The following is a 13,032-nucleotide window of genomic DNA, read 5'->3' as shown; positions in this document are numbered from 1 at the left end:
AAGGGAAGGTGACACCCGCATGAGCACCACCCCGCAGATGAGCCAACTGGGACAACAGCAGGGCCAGCAGTTCCCGAGCACGTCGCCCTACCAGCAGTACCAGCAGCAGCCGTTCGGACAGCAGCAGGGCCACGGCCAGCAGCAGCCGTTCGGACAGCAGCAGCCCATGGGTATGGGCATGGGCACGGGTTCGCTGGAGCAGCTCCAGCAGCTCGGCCAGCAGCAGCCCTTCCAGCAGCTGCTGCAGCAGCTCGGCCAGCAGCAGGGCTACGGTCAGCAGCAGCAACAACAGCACGAGCAGCAGGTGCAGCAGCAGCTCCACCAGATCGCCCAGGTCGCCGTGCAGCACGCCCAGCAGCAGGTGCAGGCTCAGGTGTTGCAGGCCGGTATTGCGGACGGCTACATCGACGTCGTCCAGCCGCTGCCGGGGCAGCCCAGCCTGATCGCGCTGCGCATCAACGGCCAGCTGAGGATCTTCGCCAACCCGAACCCCCAGACCCACGACCAGGTCCAGGAGGCCTTCGCGTTCGGCCACCAGGTCGTCGGCATCTGGGACTCCGGCTCACCGCAGGTCCTGCGCAGCATCCAGATCCGCAGGATCTGATCCACACGTCTGATCCAGGCGGTCCGACCCACGCAAAGTGACACAAGGGGCGCTTCCTCCACCGAGGAAGCGCCCCTTTCCCGTGCCTTGCCGGCTGCGGCTACAGGGCCACGCCCAGCAGGGCGTCCACGGCCCGCGACACGACACCGGGTGCGCCGATGTCCGTACCGCCCTCGGCGTCCTGCAGCGCGGCCCAGCGGTCGACCGCGGCGAGCGCGGCCGGGGCGTCCAGGTCGCTCGCGAGCGCCTCGCGGAGCTCCTCGACCAGGGCCTCGGCGGGCGGCCCGTCGGGGCGGGAGACGGCGGCGCGCCAGCGCCCGAGTCGCGCCACGGCGTCCTCGAGGACCTGGTCGGTCCACTCCCAGTCGGAGCGGTAGTGGTGGGCGAGCAGCGCCAGCCGGATCGCGGCCGGGTCCACCCCGTCGCGCCGCAGCTTGGACACGAAGACCAGGTTGCCCTTGGACTTGGACATCTTCTCGCCGTCCAGGGCGACCATGCCGGCGTGGACGTACGCCTTGGCCATGGGGAACTCGCCGGTCAGCACCTGGGCGTGCGAGGCGCCCATCTCGTGGTGCGGGAAGGCGAGGTCGGAGCCGCCGCCCTGCACGTCGAAGCCCATGCCGAGGTGGTCCAGGGCGATGGCGACGCACTCGATGTGCCAGCCGGGGCGACCGCGGCCGAGCGATGCGCCGTCCCAGCTGGGCTCGCCCTCGCGGGCGGCCATCCACAGCATCGGGTCGAGGGGGTTCTTCTTGCCGGGACGGTCCGGGTCGCCGCCGCGCTCGGCGGACAGCAGCCGCATGGCCGCCGCGTCGAGACCCGAGACCTTGCCGAAGTTGGGGTCGGACTCCACGGAGAAGTAGATGTCTCCGTCGAGTTCATAGGCGGCGCCCGCGTCCCGCAGCCGCTCGACGAGCGGCACGATGCCGGGTATCGCCTCGACCGCGCCTATGTAGTGCTGCGGCGGCAGCATCCGCAGGGCGGTCATGTCCTCGCGGAAGAGGGCGGTCTCCTGCTCGGCGAGGGCGACCCAGTCGATGCCGTCGCGCTGCGCCCGCTCCAGCAGCGGATCGTCCACGTCGGTGACGTTCTGGACGTACTGAACCTGCCGCTTGGTGTCGAGCCACACGCGCTGAACGAGGTCGAACGCGTTGTAGGTCGCCGCGTGACCCATGTGGGTCGCGTCGTACGGCGTGATGCCGCAGACGTAGAGACGGGCGACGGGACCGGGGTCAAGGGAGACCAAGCCACCGGTCGCGGTGTCGTGGATCCTCAGGTCGCGGCCCTGACCAGGCAGGGCGGGGACCTCGGAAGCGGGCCAGGCATGCATGTCATGAGCCTAACCGGACGGAAGTTCCGTATACGAACCGGACCGGGCCGGATGGCCGGTAAGGCACTCTTGCGTGATACCCGCCGGTCTGCTTCTACACGGGTGGCCAGGGAATCGCAGGCCACTCGCCGCTCGGCTCGGGATGCCTGCCCGACTCCAGGAGTACGGCGACACGCGCGCGCGTGGCATCGAGTTCGGCCTGTGTGATCAGGCCCGTCAGCCGTGTGGCCAGCGCTCCTTGCGCGGCCAGGGCCTCCTGGAGGGTCTTGAGGACGTCGACCGCCGCCGGGTCCAGCGGCTCCCCCGCCCACCCCCACAGCAGCGTCCTGAGCTTGTTCTCGGTGTTGAAGGTCACCCCGTGGTCGATTGCGTACAACCGGCCGTCGGCCGTGGGCAGCAGATGGCCGCCCTTGCGGTCCGCGTTGTTGATCACGGCGTCGAGCACGGCGAGCCGGCGCAGCCGCTCGTCGTCGGCGTGCACCAGCAGCGCCGTCTTCCCGTCGCCGACCTCGGCGAAGCCGATCGCCTTCCAGCCCGGCTCCGGCTCCTCACCGTCGACCAGGGCGAGCAGCTCGGCCTCGGGGCTCACCTCGATCCACAGCTGGACCATCCCCTCGCCGTACGGTCCCTCGCGCAGCACGGTGGGCGGCACGAGCCCCCAGCCGGTCGCCTCGGAGACCTCGTAGGCGGCCACCTCGCGCCGGGCCAGGTTGCCGTCGGGGAAGTCCCACAGGGGCCGCTCACCGGCGACGGGCTTGTAGATGCAGGCCGCTTCCCTGCCCTCGTGGGAGATCGTGCAGTACAGCGCCGCATTGGACGCCTCGCGGATACGGCCGCGCACGGTGAGCTCGCCGTGGGTGAGCAGATCGGCGAGCGGCTCGTCGGTCGTCACGCTCCGCGGCGGTATCCGTTCTGGCGCGGACATACGTGTCCTTCCGGGTCGAGCGGGAGGCTGCACAGCGGGCACGGCGGCCGCCCGGCGTTGACGACGTCGAGGGCGCGCTTGGCGAAGGCCCGTGCCTGCGCGCCGGTCAGCCGGACCCGCAGCATCGGGGGTCCGTTCTCCTCGTCCTGGAGCAGGCGCTCCTCCGCCTCGGCGAGGTCCTCCTCGGAGTCGGCGTCGAGCTCCACGAGGGCCTGCGCCTCGACGATCATGCGCTGTTCCTCGCCGTCCCAGGCGAGGGCCATGGTGCCGACCCGGAACTCCTCCTCGACGGGGGTGTCCAGCGGATCGGTGTCGGAGATCTCGGTGGACGCGACGGCCGGGACGGCGGCGCTGCCGCCACTGCGGCGTACGACCTCGTCGAGCAGTTCGTCCATGCGCTCGGCAAGAGCGGCGACCTGGGTCTTCTCCAGGGCCACGCTGGTCACACGAGGGCCCGCGGTGGCCTGGAGGAAGAACGTACGGCGTCCGGGCATACCGACCGTACCGGCCACGAAGCGGTCCGGGGGGTCGTAGAGGAACACCTGACGGGACACGTCCTGTCTCCTGGAATTCGTGGATCGACATCGGACCGGATGACCGCACGGCCTGCTGGTGCGGACGGGTGCGGCGCTACTGCGACCGCTTCACCCTACTGCGCCCGACGATCACGGTGCGCCCGCACCGCCCCCGACCGTGGCGTCGTCGGCCGGGGGTTCCTCGCGCGGCGCCAGCGACGCGAAATCGCCGGTGTCACCGAGCCGTACGAGAAACGGCCTCAGACGTGTGTAACGGATCGCGGTGATGGAACACGGTTCAACGGAAATCCTCTGGAAAAGGTCGAGATGAAGCCCAAGTGCCTCCGCGACGAGCGACTTGATGATGTCGCCGTGCGAACACATCAGGTAGACGGCGTCGGTGCCGTGGTCGCGCTCCACGCGCGCGTTCCATTCTCGTACGGCTTCGGCGGCGCGGGTCTGCATCGCTCGCATCGATTCGCCGCCGGGGAACGCGGCGGCCGACGGGTGCGCCTGCACGACCTCCATCAGCGGCTCGTCCTTGAGTTCGGCCAGCTTGCGGCCGGACCAGTCGCCGTAGTGGGCCTCCCCGATCCGTTCGTCGGTGTGCGCGGTGAGCTCGGGGCGGGCGTCGAGGAGCGGCCGGATCGTCTCCTGGCAGCGCTGCAGCGGGCTGCTGACGACCTCGGAGATCGGCAGCCCGGCGAGCCGCCCGGGCAGGGCGGCGGCCTGCGCGGCGCCGCGCTCGTCGAGGGCGACACCGGGCGTCCAGCCGGCGAGCACCCCCTCGGTGTTGGCGGTGGAACGTCCGTGCCGGACCAGGATCAGCGTGGGCATGCGGCCAAGGGTAGGCATACGCCGGGGTGCGTCGGCGGGCCCGGGGCGGGAGAATACGCTCCGTGATCGTCGACTGCGCCATCTACCGGGACGGGCGCCGGACGGAGGGGCCCGCGGACTTCTCGCACGCCCTGGCGCAGTGCCGTCGCGGGCGCGACGCCTTCGTCTGGATCGGCCTGTACGAGCCGACGGAGAAGGAGTTCGAGCGGGTCTCCGAGGAGTTCGGGCTGCATCCGCTGGCCGTCGAGGACGCCCTGAACGCGCATCAGCGGCCCAAGCTGGAGGTGTACGACGACTCGCTGTTCATGGTCCTCAAGCCGGTCGGATATGAGGCGAGGAGCGACATCGTCACCTCCGGGGAGGTCATGGTCTTCATCGGCGACTCGTTCGTGGTGACGGTGCGGCACGGCGAGGAGGCGCCGCTCGCGGCCGTGCGGCACCGGCTGGAGGAGGAGCCCGACATGCTCCGGCACGGGCCCACGGCGGTGCTCTATTCGATCGCCGACGCCGTGGTCGACCACTACCTGGAGGTGGCGGCGGAGCTCGGCACCGACCTGGAGGAGCTGGAGGCCGAGGTGTTCTCGCCGATCGCCGGGGGCTCGCGGCACACGGCGTCGCGCATCTACGCCTTCAAGCGGCAGATCCTGGAGTTCCGCAGGGCCACGGGCCCGCTGGCGCAGCCGCTGGCCCGGCTGGCGGGCGGCGGCGTCTTCAGCACCCGGGTGCCCTTCGTGCACGAGAAGGCACAGCCCTTCTTCCGGGACGTCAGCGATCACCTCACGCGCGTGAACGAGTCGGTGGAGGGCCTGGACCGGCTGGTCTCGGACGTGCTGTCGGCGCATCTCGCGCAGATGAGCGTGCGGCAGAACGACGACATGCGGAAGATCTCCGCGTGGGCGGCCATGGCGGCGATCCCCACGATGATCGCGGGGATCTATGGCATGAACTTCGACCACATGCCGGAGCTGCACTGGCGTGTGTCGTACCCGGCGGTGATCCTGGCGATGGCCGCCCTGGAGGTGCTGCTGTACCGCCTCTTCAAGCACCGGGGCTGGCTGTAGCTCAGGCGAACTCGGGTGCCGTCGTGGCGGGTCCGCCCAGCGCGTCGCGCCGCTCGGGCATCCGCAGGCTCACCATGCGCCGCCAGCCCGCGCACCGCTCGTACGCGTAGACGGCGTGGATACCGGCCGCGAGCAGCGCCGACTTGGCCCTCGGCCAGCCGAGGATGCGCCCCATGTGGTTCATGACGGCGAGGCTGACGTCCCGGTAGATGCGGATCTCCGCGAGCGCGCACTCCCGCAGCGTGCGCTGGATGGCGCGGCCGTGTCCGGCGTACGCGAAGCGCAGCAACTCCTCGTGGCAGTAGGCCAGGTGGTTGTCCTCGTCGTCGGAGATCATCCGCACCGCCCGGCCGATGTCGGGGTGGTCGGCGAAGTGCCGGCGCAGCAGTTCCATCTGCTCGCAGGCGCGCTGCTCGGTGACCCTGCTGTGGGAGAGGTAGGTGACGATGTCCTGCACGGTGAGCGGCTCGTCGTTCCTGAGCTTCTCGTGGGGGAGCCCGATGCCGTTCTTCTCCAGGAGCATCGTGTAGTCGGTCTCGGGCGGTACCGGGACGGGTTCGAGCCCGCGCTTCTTCATCAGGGCGTTGAAGATCCGCCCGTGTTTGTCCTCGTCGGCGCCGTGCCGGGTGATCTTGGGGGCGAGTGCGCGCTGGCTGTCGGGGACCAGTGCGGCGATCCGCCCGTTCTCCCAGCCGCCCTGGGACTCACCGCTGGCCGCGATGGAGCAGAACAGGGCGAACGACTCGTCGTCGTCGAGGATCTCCTGGAAAAGACTCCTGGCCGAAAGCATCGCGGGCACCTCTCTGCCGGTCTCTGTTCTGCCGGTCCCTGCCGGATTCCGGCGGGCTCCGCAAAGAACGAGTCAAATGCGGTGTCAGAGGTGCTGCAACAGCTGTGTCGGACAACTCGGCCAAAAGGAGGACCCAAGGGGTCGGTTCGGAGGCGTAACCGCGCGCGCCCGGGCGCGTTGTTCCCCGTGACGGCCGTGGCGGGGAAGACCCCCGAGCCCCCACCACGGCCGCAGAAACCTCTCCCCCGCCGCCCGGCTCGTGCGTTACGCCAGCCCGGCGCGCTCCAGGGCCTCGGTGCCGGCGCGGAGCGAGGCGATCCGCTCCTGAAGCGTGAAGCCGGCCGGGTTGAGGCTCAGGGTGGTGACTCCGGCCGCCGCGTACTGCTTCATCCGGTCGGCGATGCGGTCCACGGAACCGAGCAGCGCCGTCTTGTCGATCAGGTCGTGCGGGATCGCGGCCGCGGCGCCCTGCTTGTCGCCGGAGAGGTACTTCGCCTGGACCTCGGCGGCGGCCGCCTCGAACCCCATGCGCTGGGCGAGCTGGTTGTAGAAGTTCTGCTTGGCGCTGCCCATGCCGCCGACGTACAGCGCGGTGTAGGGCCGGAACGCGTCGGCGAGGGTGGCCACGTCCTTGTCCTCGCCGACGGAGAGCGGAAGCGTCGGGCAGACGTCGAAGCCGTCGAGGGTCTTGCCGGCCTTCTCCCGGCCGGCGCGCAGGTATTTGATCGTGGTCTCCTCGAGGTGCTCGGCCGAGGGGAAGATCAGCAGGGCGCCGTCGGCGATCTCGCCCGTCTGCTCGAGGTTCTTCGGGCCGATCGCCGCGATGTACAGCGGGATGTGCTCGCGCTCGGGGTGCACGGTCAGCTTGAGCGGCTTGCCCGGGCCGCCGGGCAGCGGCAGCGTCCAGTGCTCACCCTCGTACGACAGCCGCTCGCGGGTCATCGCCTTGCGCACGATCTCGACGTACTCACGGGTGCGTGCCAGCGGCTTGTCGAACTTGACGCCGTACCAGCCCTCGGAGACCTGCGGTCCTGAGACGCCGATGCCGAGGCGGAAGCGGCCGCCGGAGAGCGAGTCGAGGGTGGCGGCGGTCATCGCGGTCATCGCGGGCTGGCGGGCCGGGATCTGGAAGATGGCCGAGCCGACGTCGATGCGCTCGGTCTGGGCGGCGACCCAGCTGAGCACGGTGGCCGCGTCCGATCCGTAGGCCTCGGCGGCCCAGCACACGGCGTACCCGAGCCGGTCGGCCTCCTTCGCGACCTCCAGGTTGTCCGCGTCCATTCCGGCACCCCAGTAGCCGAGGTTGATCCCGAGCTGCATGCCGATACCCCTTACCGATCAGTAACGTCCCTGTTGGCCAGACCCTAGCGTGCGGAAACTGGTTGTCCACAGGCCCCCACGCCGAACGGTCGGGCCAGTAATCTCGGCGTTCATGGAGCAGAGGTATCTCGGCCGGACCGGCCTTCGCGTGTCCCGCATCGGACTCGGCACGCTCACCTGGGGCAGGGACACCGACGAGCACGACGCCGCGGACCTCTTGAAGACGTTCTGGGAGGCGGGCGGGAGCCTCGTCGACACGGCGGACGTGTACGGCGACGGGGAGGCCGAGTACCTGCTCGGACGCCTCATAGAAGGCCTGGTTCCGCGCCGGGACCTGGTGATCTCGACCAAGGCGGGCAGTGTGCCGGACCCGGACCGCCGGGTCGACGGCTCGCGCGGGCACCTGCTCTCCGCGCTGGACGCCTCGCTGGCCCGGCTCGGCACGGACTACGTCGACGTCTGGCACATCCACGCCTTCGACCCGAACACCCCGCTCGAGGAGACCCTCCAGGCCCTCGACCTGGCGGTCAGCAGCGGCCGGGCGCGCTATGCCGGCGTCTCCAACTTCTGCGGCTGGCAGCTCGCCAAGGCGGCTACGTGGCAGCTGGCGGCCACCGGTCTGCGGACCCGGCTGGCGAGCACGCAGATGGAGTACTCGCTGCTGCAGCGGGGTGTGGAGCGCGAGGTGCTGCCGGCCGCGCTGGACCTTGGCATCGGCCTGCTGCCCTCCTCGCCGCTGGGCCGCGGGGTCCTGACGGGCAAGTACCGGGGCGAGGCCGTTCCCTCCGACTCGCGCGGCGGCTCCGAGCACCTGGCGCCCTTCGTCGCGCCGTACCTCGACGACACCGCGAGCCGCATCGTGGACGCCGTGCAGACCGCGGCGGACGGGCTCGCGGTGACTCCCCTCCAGGTCGCCCTCGCGTGGATCCGCGACCGGCCCGGGGTGGCCGCGCCCATCGTCGGTGCGCGCAACTCTTCCCAGCTCACGGCGGCATTGTCAGTGGAGGCCCTTAGTCTTCCTGACGAGATCTGCCGGGCGCTCGACGACGTGTCGGCGCCCGTGCACCGCTATCCCGATCACGACTGGAGCACGCTGTGAGCACGGAGCCCGAACCCACCGAGGACGCAGAGAACGCCGAGCCGGGGACGCCGGGCGCCGCGGAGCAGAGCGGCGAGGGCGAGACCACGGCGGACGGCGGCGGGGAGGCCGCCGCCCAACTGTCCGAAGCCGAGGCCGAGCTGGCGGCTCAGCGGCTGGAGCGGGAGCGGATCGAGCGGCGCAAGGCGGAGAAGGCGGGGCCCATCGAGGCCGGAGCGAAGCTCAGCGGGAAGGCCGCGGATCTGCTGGCCGCCGTCCGTGCCGTGGAGAGCGGCGCGAAGCCTGTGGCCACCGTGTTCAGCGAGTCCGCCCCGCGCCGGCCCGCCCCCGAGCCGGTACGGCGTCCACAGCCGACGCCCGCGGCCGTGCCCGCTGCTCCCGCGCCGGAGGCTGTCGACGCGGTACGGCGGGTGCTGACCGACGGCGGCGCGCCGGACGCGCTCGCACCGCAGGTCGCCGCGGCCCTCGGCGAGGGCGCGGAGGACGTTCTGCGGGAGGATCCCTGGCTGCTGTTGCGCGTCGGCGGTGTGCGGCCCGAGCAGGCCGACGGCTTCGCGCGGGCGCTGCTCGGTGCGGAGTGCGGTCCGGACGACGAGCGTCGGGGCCGGGCGCTGACGGGCTGGCTGCTGGAGCAGGCGGCGCTCGCCGGGCACACGGCGCTGGAGATGCCTGCGCTCACCGCGGCGCTGGCCCAGCGGGGCGTGCCCGATGCCGACGCGGCCGTGCAGAGCGCTGTCGCGGAGGGCGAGGCCCTGGTCTTCCAGGATTCCCTCGACCCGACCGCTCCGGCACCCGAGACCGCCGAGGGGGCCGAGGAGCGTCCGGTACGGATCCTGGTGGGCCTGGAGCGGTACGCGCTCGCGGAGGAGAGCCTCGCCGACGGGCTCACCCGCCTGATCAACTCGGTGCCGAAGGAGGACGGTTCGGCGGAGGCCTGGGAGGGCGCCGCCGCCTCCGCACCGGACTCCACCGCCGAACTGGTCCGCGCGGTCGCGGGCCACGGCCTGGTCCTGCACACCGGTGGCGAAGCATCCCTCGCCGAACCGGCGGCACTGCTCCGGACGGCCACCGCCCTCGGCCTGCGCGCCTGGGCCGCCACCCACAGTCCTGCCGGCCGCGACCGCTTCGCAGCGCTGTGGGCGGCGGCAGGGAGCCCGGGAGGCAACGCTGCGAGCGGCGCCCTGCGCGACAGCGATATGCCGGGAGGCCGGGGGGGCGGCGACCACGCTGCCGCCAGCAGCGCGCCGGGAGAAGCTGCGGCACCCGTGAGCGAGTCTGCCGGCACCGCGTCCGGCGCCTCCCGCGTCGCCACCGTCGCCGGGCTTCTCTCGGGTGACGAGGGGCCCGGGCGGGACGCGGACGGAGCGTTGGATCTGGATCTTCTCGTCGTGCTCGACGCGCCCCAACTGGACGTCGAGACGGGGGCCCTGCTCGTCGAGTCCTTGCCCGACGGTGCCCGGCTTGTGCTGGCCGGGGACCCGGGGGTGCTCTGGTCGGCCGGGCCGGGCCGGGTGTTCGCCGATCTGCTGGCGGCGCGGGTCTGCCCCCGGATCGCGTCCCGGCGGCCCGACCTCGGCCCGCTGGGGGAGCTGGTTTCCGGCATCGGCATCGGTGAGCTGGCCCAGGTCGAGGCTCCCGGCAAGGAGGTCGTGATCGTCCCGGTGCGGGACGCGGGCGAGGCGGTCCACCGGACCGTGCAGCTCGTCGCCGACTCGGTGCCACGGGCGATCGGGGTGCCGCCCGAGGAGACCGTGGTGATCACCCCCGGCCACGGCGGCGCGGCCGGCACCCGCGCGCTCAACGCGGCGCTGAAGGAGCGCCTCAACCCCGGCCCCGGCCGCTTCGGAGGCTTCGACCCCGGCGACCGGATCGCCTACTCCCCCGCACCGGGCCGTACGGCCCCGGGCAAGGTCGTGACGGCCGACGCCGAGGGGCTGCACCTGTCGTGCGCGGGCGCCCCCGTCGTCGTACCGAAGGAGCGGGTGGAGCAGTCCGTGCGGCACGGCTGGGCGCTGACCGCGCACCAGGCGGTGGGCAACCGGTGGCCCGCCGTGGTCGTGGTGCTGCCCGGGGACGCGGCGCAGTCCCTCAGCCGCCCGTGGGTCTACACGGCGTTCGGCAGGGCGGACCGCCACCTCTCCGTGGTCCACGGCGTGGACCAGGCACTCCCCCGTGCCGTGGCCGAGGTCCCGGCAAAGCCCCGCACGACCCGTCTGCCGGCACTGCTCAGCACACAGGCACCGGCCACCGACTGACCAGGGGGCCCGGCACCCACCTCAGGGGCGCGGGGCCATATCGAGGTGCGGCTCCGCCGCGTGGGCGCGACCAGCCACAGACGGCCGGCAGACGCGAACCGGCCGAAGACGCCACCCACACACGGCGGCGCGCTCACGGAGATCATCCGTGAACGCCGCCGCCGTAAACCGGTCCAGCCCCGCGCTAGCGGTCCGCGTCGAGTGGCTCCAGGTCCTCGTCGCCGTCCAGATCCGTGTCCAGTTCGTCCTCGATGTCTTCGTCCACGCCGGCGAGGCGCCCGTCCTCGATCTCGTCGTCGAAGACCGCGCTGACGTCGAAGCGGCAGACCACCCGCTGCGGATCGATCTGCTCGAACGGCGCCTCCAGCCAGTCGCCCGGCTCGGCCGGTTCGTCCGTGGCCGTCACCCAGAGCGTGGAGTCACCCTCCTCCAGGCCGAACTCCTTGTGCCGCGAGGCGATCTCGTCCGGTTCGAACTCGCCGAACAGAACGCCCAGCGCCCCGTGCACGGTCGCGGAGGCCGCCGCCCCCCGACCGTCGTCGTCCGCCGCCTCCACCCGCTGCGCCTGCGCCAGCAGCCGGTGCTGGTCCGCGACGGCGTAGTCGCGGCGGATCAGCACACTCAGCGCGTTCGGCTCCTCGGGGCCCGTGTACGGCGGCAGCGAGTCCTCCGCACCGGGGATCTCGAAGGGCGTGACCTCGTCGTAGCGGTCGTAGAGCAGCTCGTCGTACGTCTCGGCGGCCGCGGCCAGCTCGTTGAACGCCTCGTAGACGGCCTGGTCGTCCTCCCCGGACCTGCGTTCGACCGCGGCCAGGTGGCGGTCGAGCGCGGTCTTGACCGCCTCGGCGGCGGCTCGTACCTCGGCAGCGGTGGGCTGCGCAGCATCAGACATAGTGCAGACGCTATCCGTACCGGGCCCCAGCCCGCACAATAGATGCGATGCCGGAATACGAATTTGTCGACGTGTACGTACCGCGCGGGGTGTCCCGCAAGGACGCCACACGTCTGCTGACGGACCATGCCGAGTACGGACACTGGGAGTTGGACCGTCTGAGCCTGCTGCGCGACGGCAGCCGCAGGGTGCGGTTGCGCCGGCGGATCATCCGCCAGGTGCGGGCCACGTGGTGAGCTGAGGCGAGGACGGAGACGACGGAAACGGAGCGGGCCCCGCCAGCACGGGGCCCGCTCCGTTCTGCGCACCTCAGGGGAAGTTTGCGGTGCTTGGCGTGGAGATGCGCCGGTTCAGACCGAGGCGCGCGCCTTGCGGTACATGACCGCGCCCGCCAGCAGCGCCCCGGCGCCCACCGGGAGCACGACGCCGATCGGCAGGTCACTGCCGGTGTGCGCGAGCTGTGCGCCGCCCTGCGGCTGGGTCACCGTCTGGGTGCCCGGGTGGTTGGTGTGCGAGGAGCCGCCCGGCGTGCTCGGGTTGCCGGGGTGGTTCGGGTTGCCGGGATGTCCGGGGTGGCCGGGGTGGCCCGGCTGTCCGGGGTGGCCCGGGTGTCCGGGAGTACCCGGGTGCCCGGGGTGCCCCGGGTGCCCGGGCGGCGTCTGGTGGCCGCCTCCCGGAGGCGTCGTGTGCCCGCCCGAACCGCCGTTGGAGCACTCGTTGTCCTCGGCGGCATTGCCGATGCCGACGATGTTGACGGTGTTGCCGCAGACATTGACCGGCACGTCGACCGGCACCTGGACGGTGTTGCCCGAACCGATGCCGGGCGAGTCACTGGAGTGTCCGCCGGCATGGGCCCCGCCGGAACCGCCGTGCCCGCCCTCGTTGCTGCACTCGTTGGCCCGCGCCGGGTTGTGCAGTCCGACGACGTTGACCGTGTTGCCGCAGGCATTGACCGGCACGTCGACCGGCGCCTGGACGGTGTTGCCGGAGCCGATGCCGGGCGAGTGGCTGGCGTGTCCGCCGGCGTGGGCCCCGCCGGAACCGCCGTGCCCGCCCTCGTTGCTGCACTCGTTGCCCCGCGCCGGGTTGAGGAGCCCGACGACGTTGACCGTGTTGCCGCAGACGTTCACCGGCACATGCACCGGCGCCTGCACCGTGTTGCCGGACAGTACGCCGGGCGAGTCCGAGGTGGAGCCGTTCGCGCCCGAGTCGGCGTGGGCGTAACCGCCCGCCGCGGCGAGCACGCCGGTCGCCGCCATCACGGTCATCAGGCCCTTGCGGGTGACCTGTCGCATTGCTGAATTCTCCCTGCCTTCATTCCTGACCTGGAATCCCGCGAATTCCGTGTGGAAATTCGCGAAACGGCCGGTCGGCTCCGGAGCGCATGGCTGCGCTCCCGCGCCG

General features: G+C 71.8%; 13 protein-coding genes. 5 read left to right on the top strand and 8 right to left on the bottom strand.

The window, feature by feature from the left end; all coding sequences use genetic code 11:
* Positions 1 to 19: 19 nt before the first annotated feature.
* Positions 20 to 604 (top strand): hypothetical protein, encoded by a 585-nt coding sequence (locus tag ABT254_RS09665; RefSeq protein ID WP_351466143.1) that lies wholly within the window; start codon positions 20 to 22, stop codon positions 602 to 604.
* Between the two features lie 100 nt (positions 605 to 704).
* Here the strand turns inward: ABT254_RS09665 and mshC are convergent, their stop codons facing one another.
* From mshC to ABT254_RS09645, 4 genes are all read right to left on the bottom strand, one after another.
* Positions 705 to 1,934, bottom strand: a complete 1,230-nt coding sequence (gene mshC / locus ABT254_RS09660; protein WP_351466140.1) for a cysteine--1-D-myo-inosityl 2-amino-2-deoxy-alpha-D-glucopyranoside ligase — start codon at positions 1,932 to 1,934, stop codon at positions 705 to 707.
* Positions 1,935 to 2,028: 94 nt separating this feature from the next.
* Positions 2,029 to 2,859, bottom strand: a complete 831-nt coding sequence (locus ABT254_RS09655) for an SCO1664 family protein (RefSeq protein ID WP_351466137.1) — start codon at positions 2,857 to 2,859, stop codon at positions 2,029 to 2,031.
* Positions 2,823 to 3,413, bottom strand: coding sequence for a DUF3090 domain-containing protein (locus ABT254_RS09650; RefSeq protein WP_123964039.1), 591 nt, complete (start codon positions 3,411 to 3,413; stop codon positions 2,823 to 2,825). Before ABT254_RS09650 ends, ABT254_RS09655 begins: the two co-directional genes overlap by 37 nt.
* A gap of 111 nt (positions 3,414 to 3,524) precedes the next feature.
* Positions 3,525 to 4,211 (bottom strand): histidine phosphatase family protein, encoded by a 687-nt coding sequence (locus tag ABT254_RS09645; protein WP_351466134.1) that lies wholly within the window; start codon positions 4,209 to 4,211, stop codon positions 3,525 to 3,527.
* Between the two features lie 62 nt (positions 4,212 to 4,273).
* Between ABT254_RS09645 and corA the strand changes: the two genes are divergently transcribed.
* Positions 4,274 to 5,272, top strand: a complete 999-nt coding sequence (corA, locus tag ABT254_RS09640) for a magnesium/cobalt transporter CorA (protein WP_351466131.1) — start codon at positions 4,274 to 4,276, stop codon at positions 5,270 to 5,272.
* Between the two features lies 1 nt (position 5,273).
* Here the strand turns inward: corA and ABT254_RS09635 are convergent, their stop codons facing one another.
* A complete protein-coding gene (locus ABT254_RS09635; RefSeq protein WP_351466128.1) occupies positions 5,274 to 6,062 on the bottom strand; it encodes a ferritin-like domain-containing protein in 789 nt (262 codons plus the stop codon).
* Positions 6,063 to 6,326: 264 nt separating this feature from the next.
* On the bottom strand, positions 6,327 to 7,382 hold the full coding sequence (locus ABT254_RS09630; protein WP_351466125.1) for an LLM class F420-dependent oxidoreductase: 1,056 nt from the start codon (positions 7,380 to 7,382) through the stop codon (positions 6,327 to 6,329).
* Positions 7,383 to 7,494: 112 nt separating this feature from the next.
* Between ABT254_RS09630 and ABT254_RS09625 the strand changes: the two genes are divergently transcribed.
* Entirely contained in the window at positions 7,495 to 8,481 is a 987-nt protein-coding gene (locus ABT254_RS09625) for an aldo/keto reductase (protein ID WP_351466122.1), read from the top strand.
* Positions 8,478 to 10,736 carry a helix-hairpin-helix domain-containing protein gene (locus tag ABT254_RS09620; protein ID WP_351466120.1) on the top strand — a complete coding sequence of 753 codons (2,259 nt, stop codon included), beginning with the start codon at positions 8,478 to 8,480 and terminating at the stop codon, positions 10,734 to 10,736. The genes ABT254_RS09625 and ABT254_RS09620 overlap by 4 nt, the downstream gene beginning before the upstream one ends.
* Before the next feature lie 184 nt (positions 10,737 to 10,920).
* Here the strand turns inward: ABT254_RS09620 and ABT254_RS09615 are convergent, their stop codons facing one another.
* Positions 10,921 to 11,628 carry a hypothetical protein gene (locus ABT254_RS09615; protein ID WP_351466117.1) on the bottom strand — a complete coding sequence of 236 codons (708 nt, stop codon included), beginning with the start codon at positions 11,626 to 11,628 and terminating at the stop codon, positions 10,921 to 10,923.
* 47 nt (positions 11,629 to 11,675) lie between these two features.
* Here ABT254_RS09615 and ABT254_RS09610 point away from each other — a divergent pair, with 47 nt between their 5' ends.
* The gene (locus ABT254_RS09610; protein WP_005485166.1) at positions 11,676 to 11,864 is read left to right on the top strand and encodes a DUF5703 family protein; all 189 of its coding nucleotides are present in this window, start codon (positions 11,676 to 11,678) and stop codon (positions 11,862 to 11,864) included.
* Between the two features lie 114 nt (positions 11,865 to 11,978).
* Here the strand turns inward: ABT254_RS09610 and ABT254_RS09605 are convergent, their stop codons facing one another.
* The gene (locus ABT254_RS09605; protein WP_351466114.1) at positions 11,979 to 12,923 is read right to left on the bottom strand and encodes a chaplin; all 945 of its coding nucleotides are present in this window, start codon (positions 12,921 to 12,923) and stop codon (positions 11,979 to 11,981) included.
* Between the last annotated feature and the right edge of the window lie 109 nt (positions 12,924 to 13,032).

It is taken from the genome of Streptomyces sp. NPDC001137 (assembly GCF_040298885.1).
Classification (GTDB): domain Bacteria; phylum Actinomycetota; class Actinomycetes; order Streptomycetales; family Streptomycetaceae; genus Streptomyces.
The sequence above is the reverse complement of the archived record's forward strand: the minus strand, read 5'-3'. Positions and strand labels throughout refer to the sequence as shown.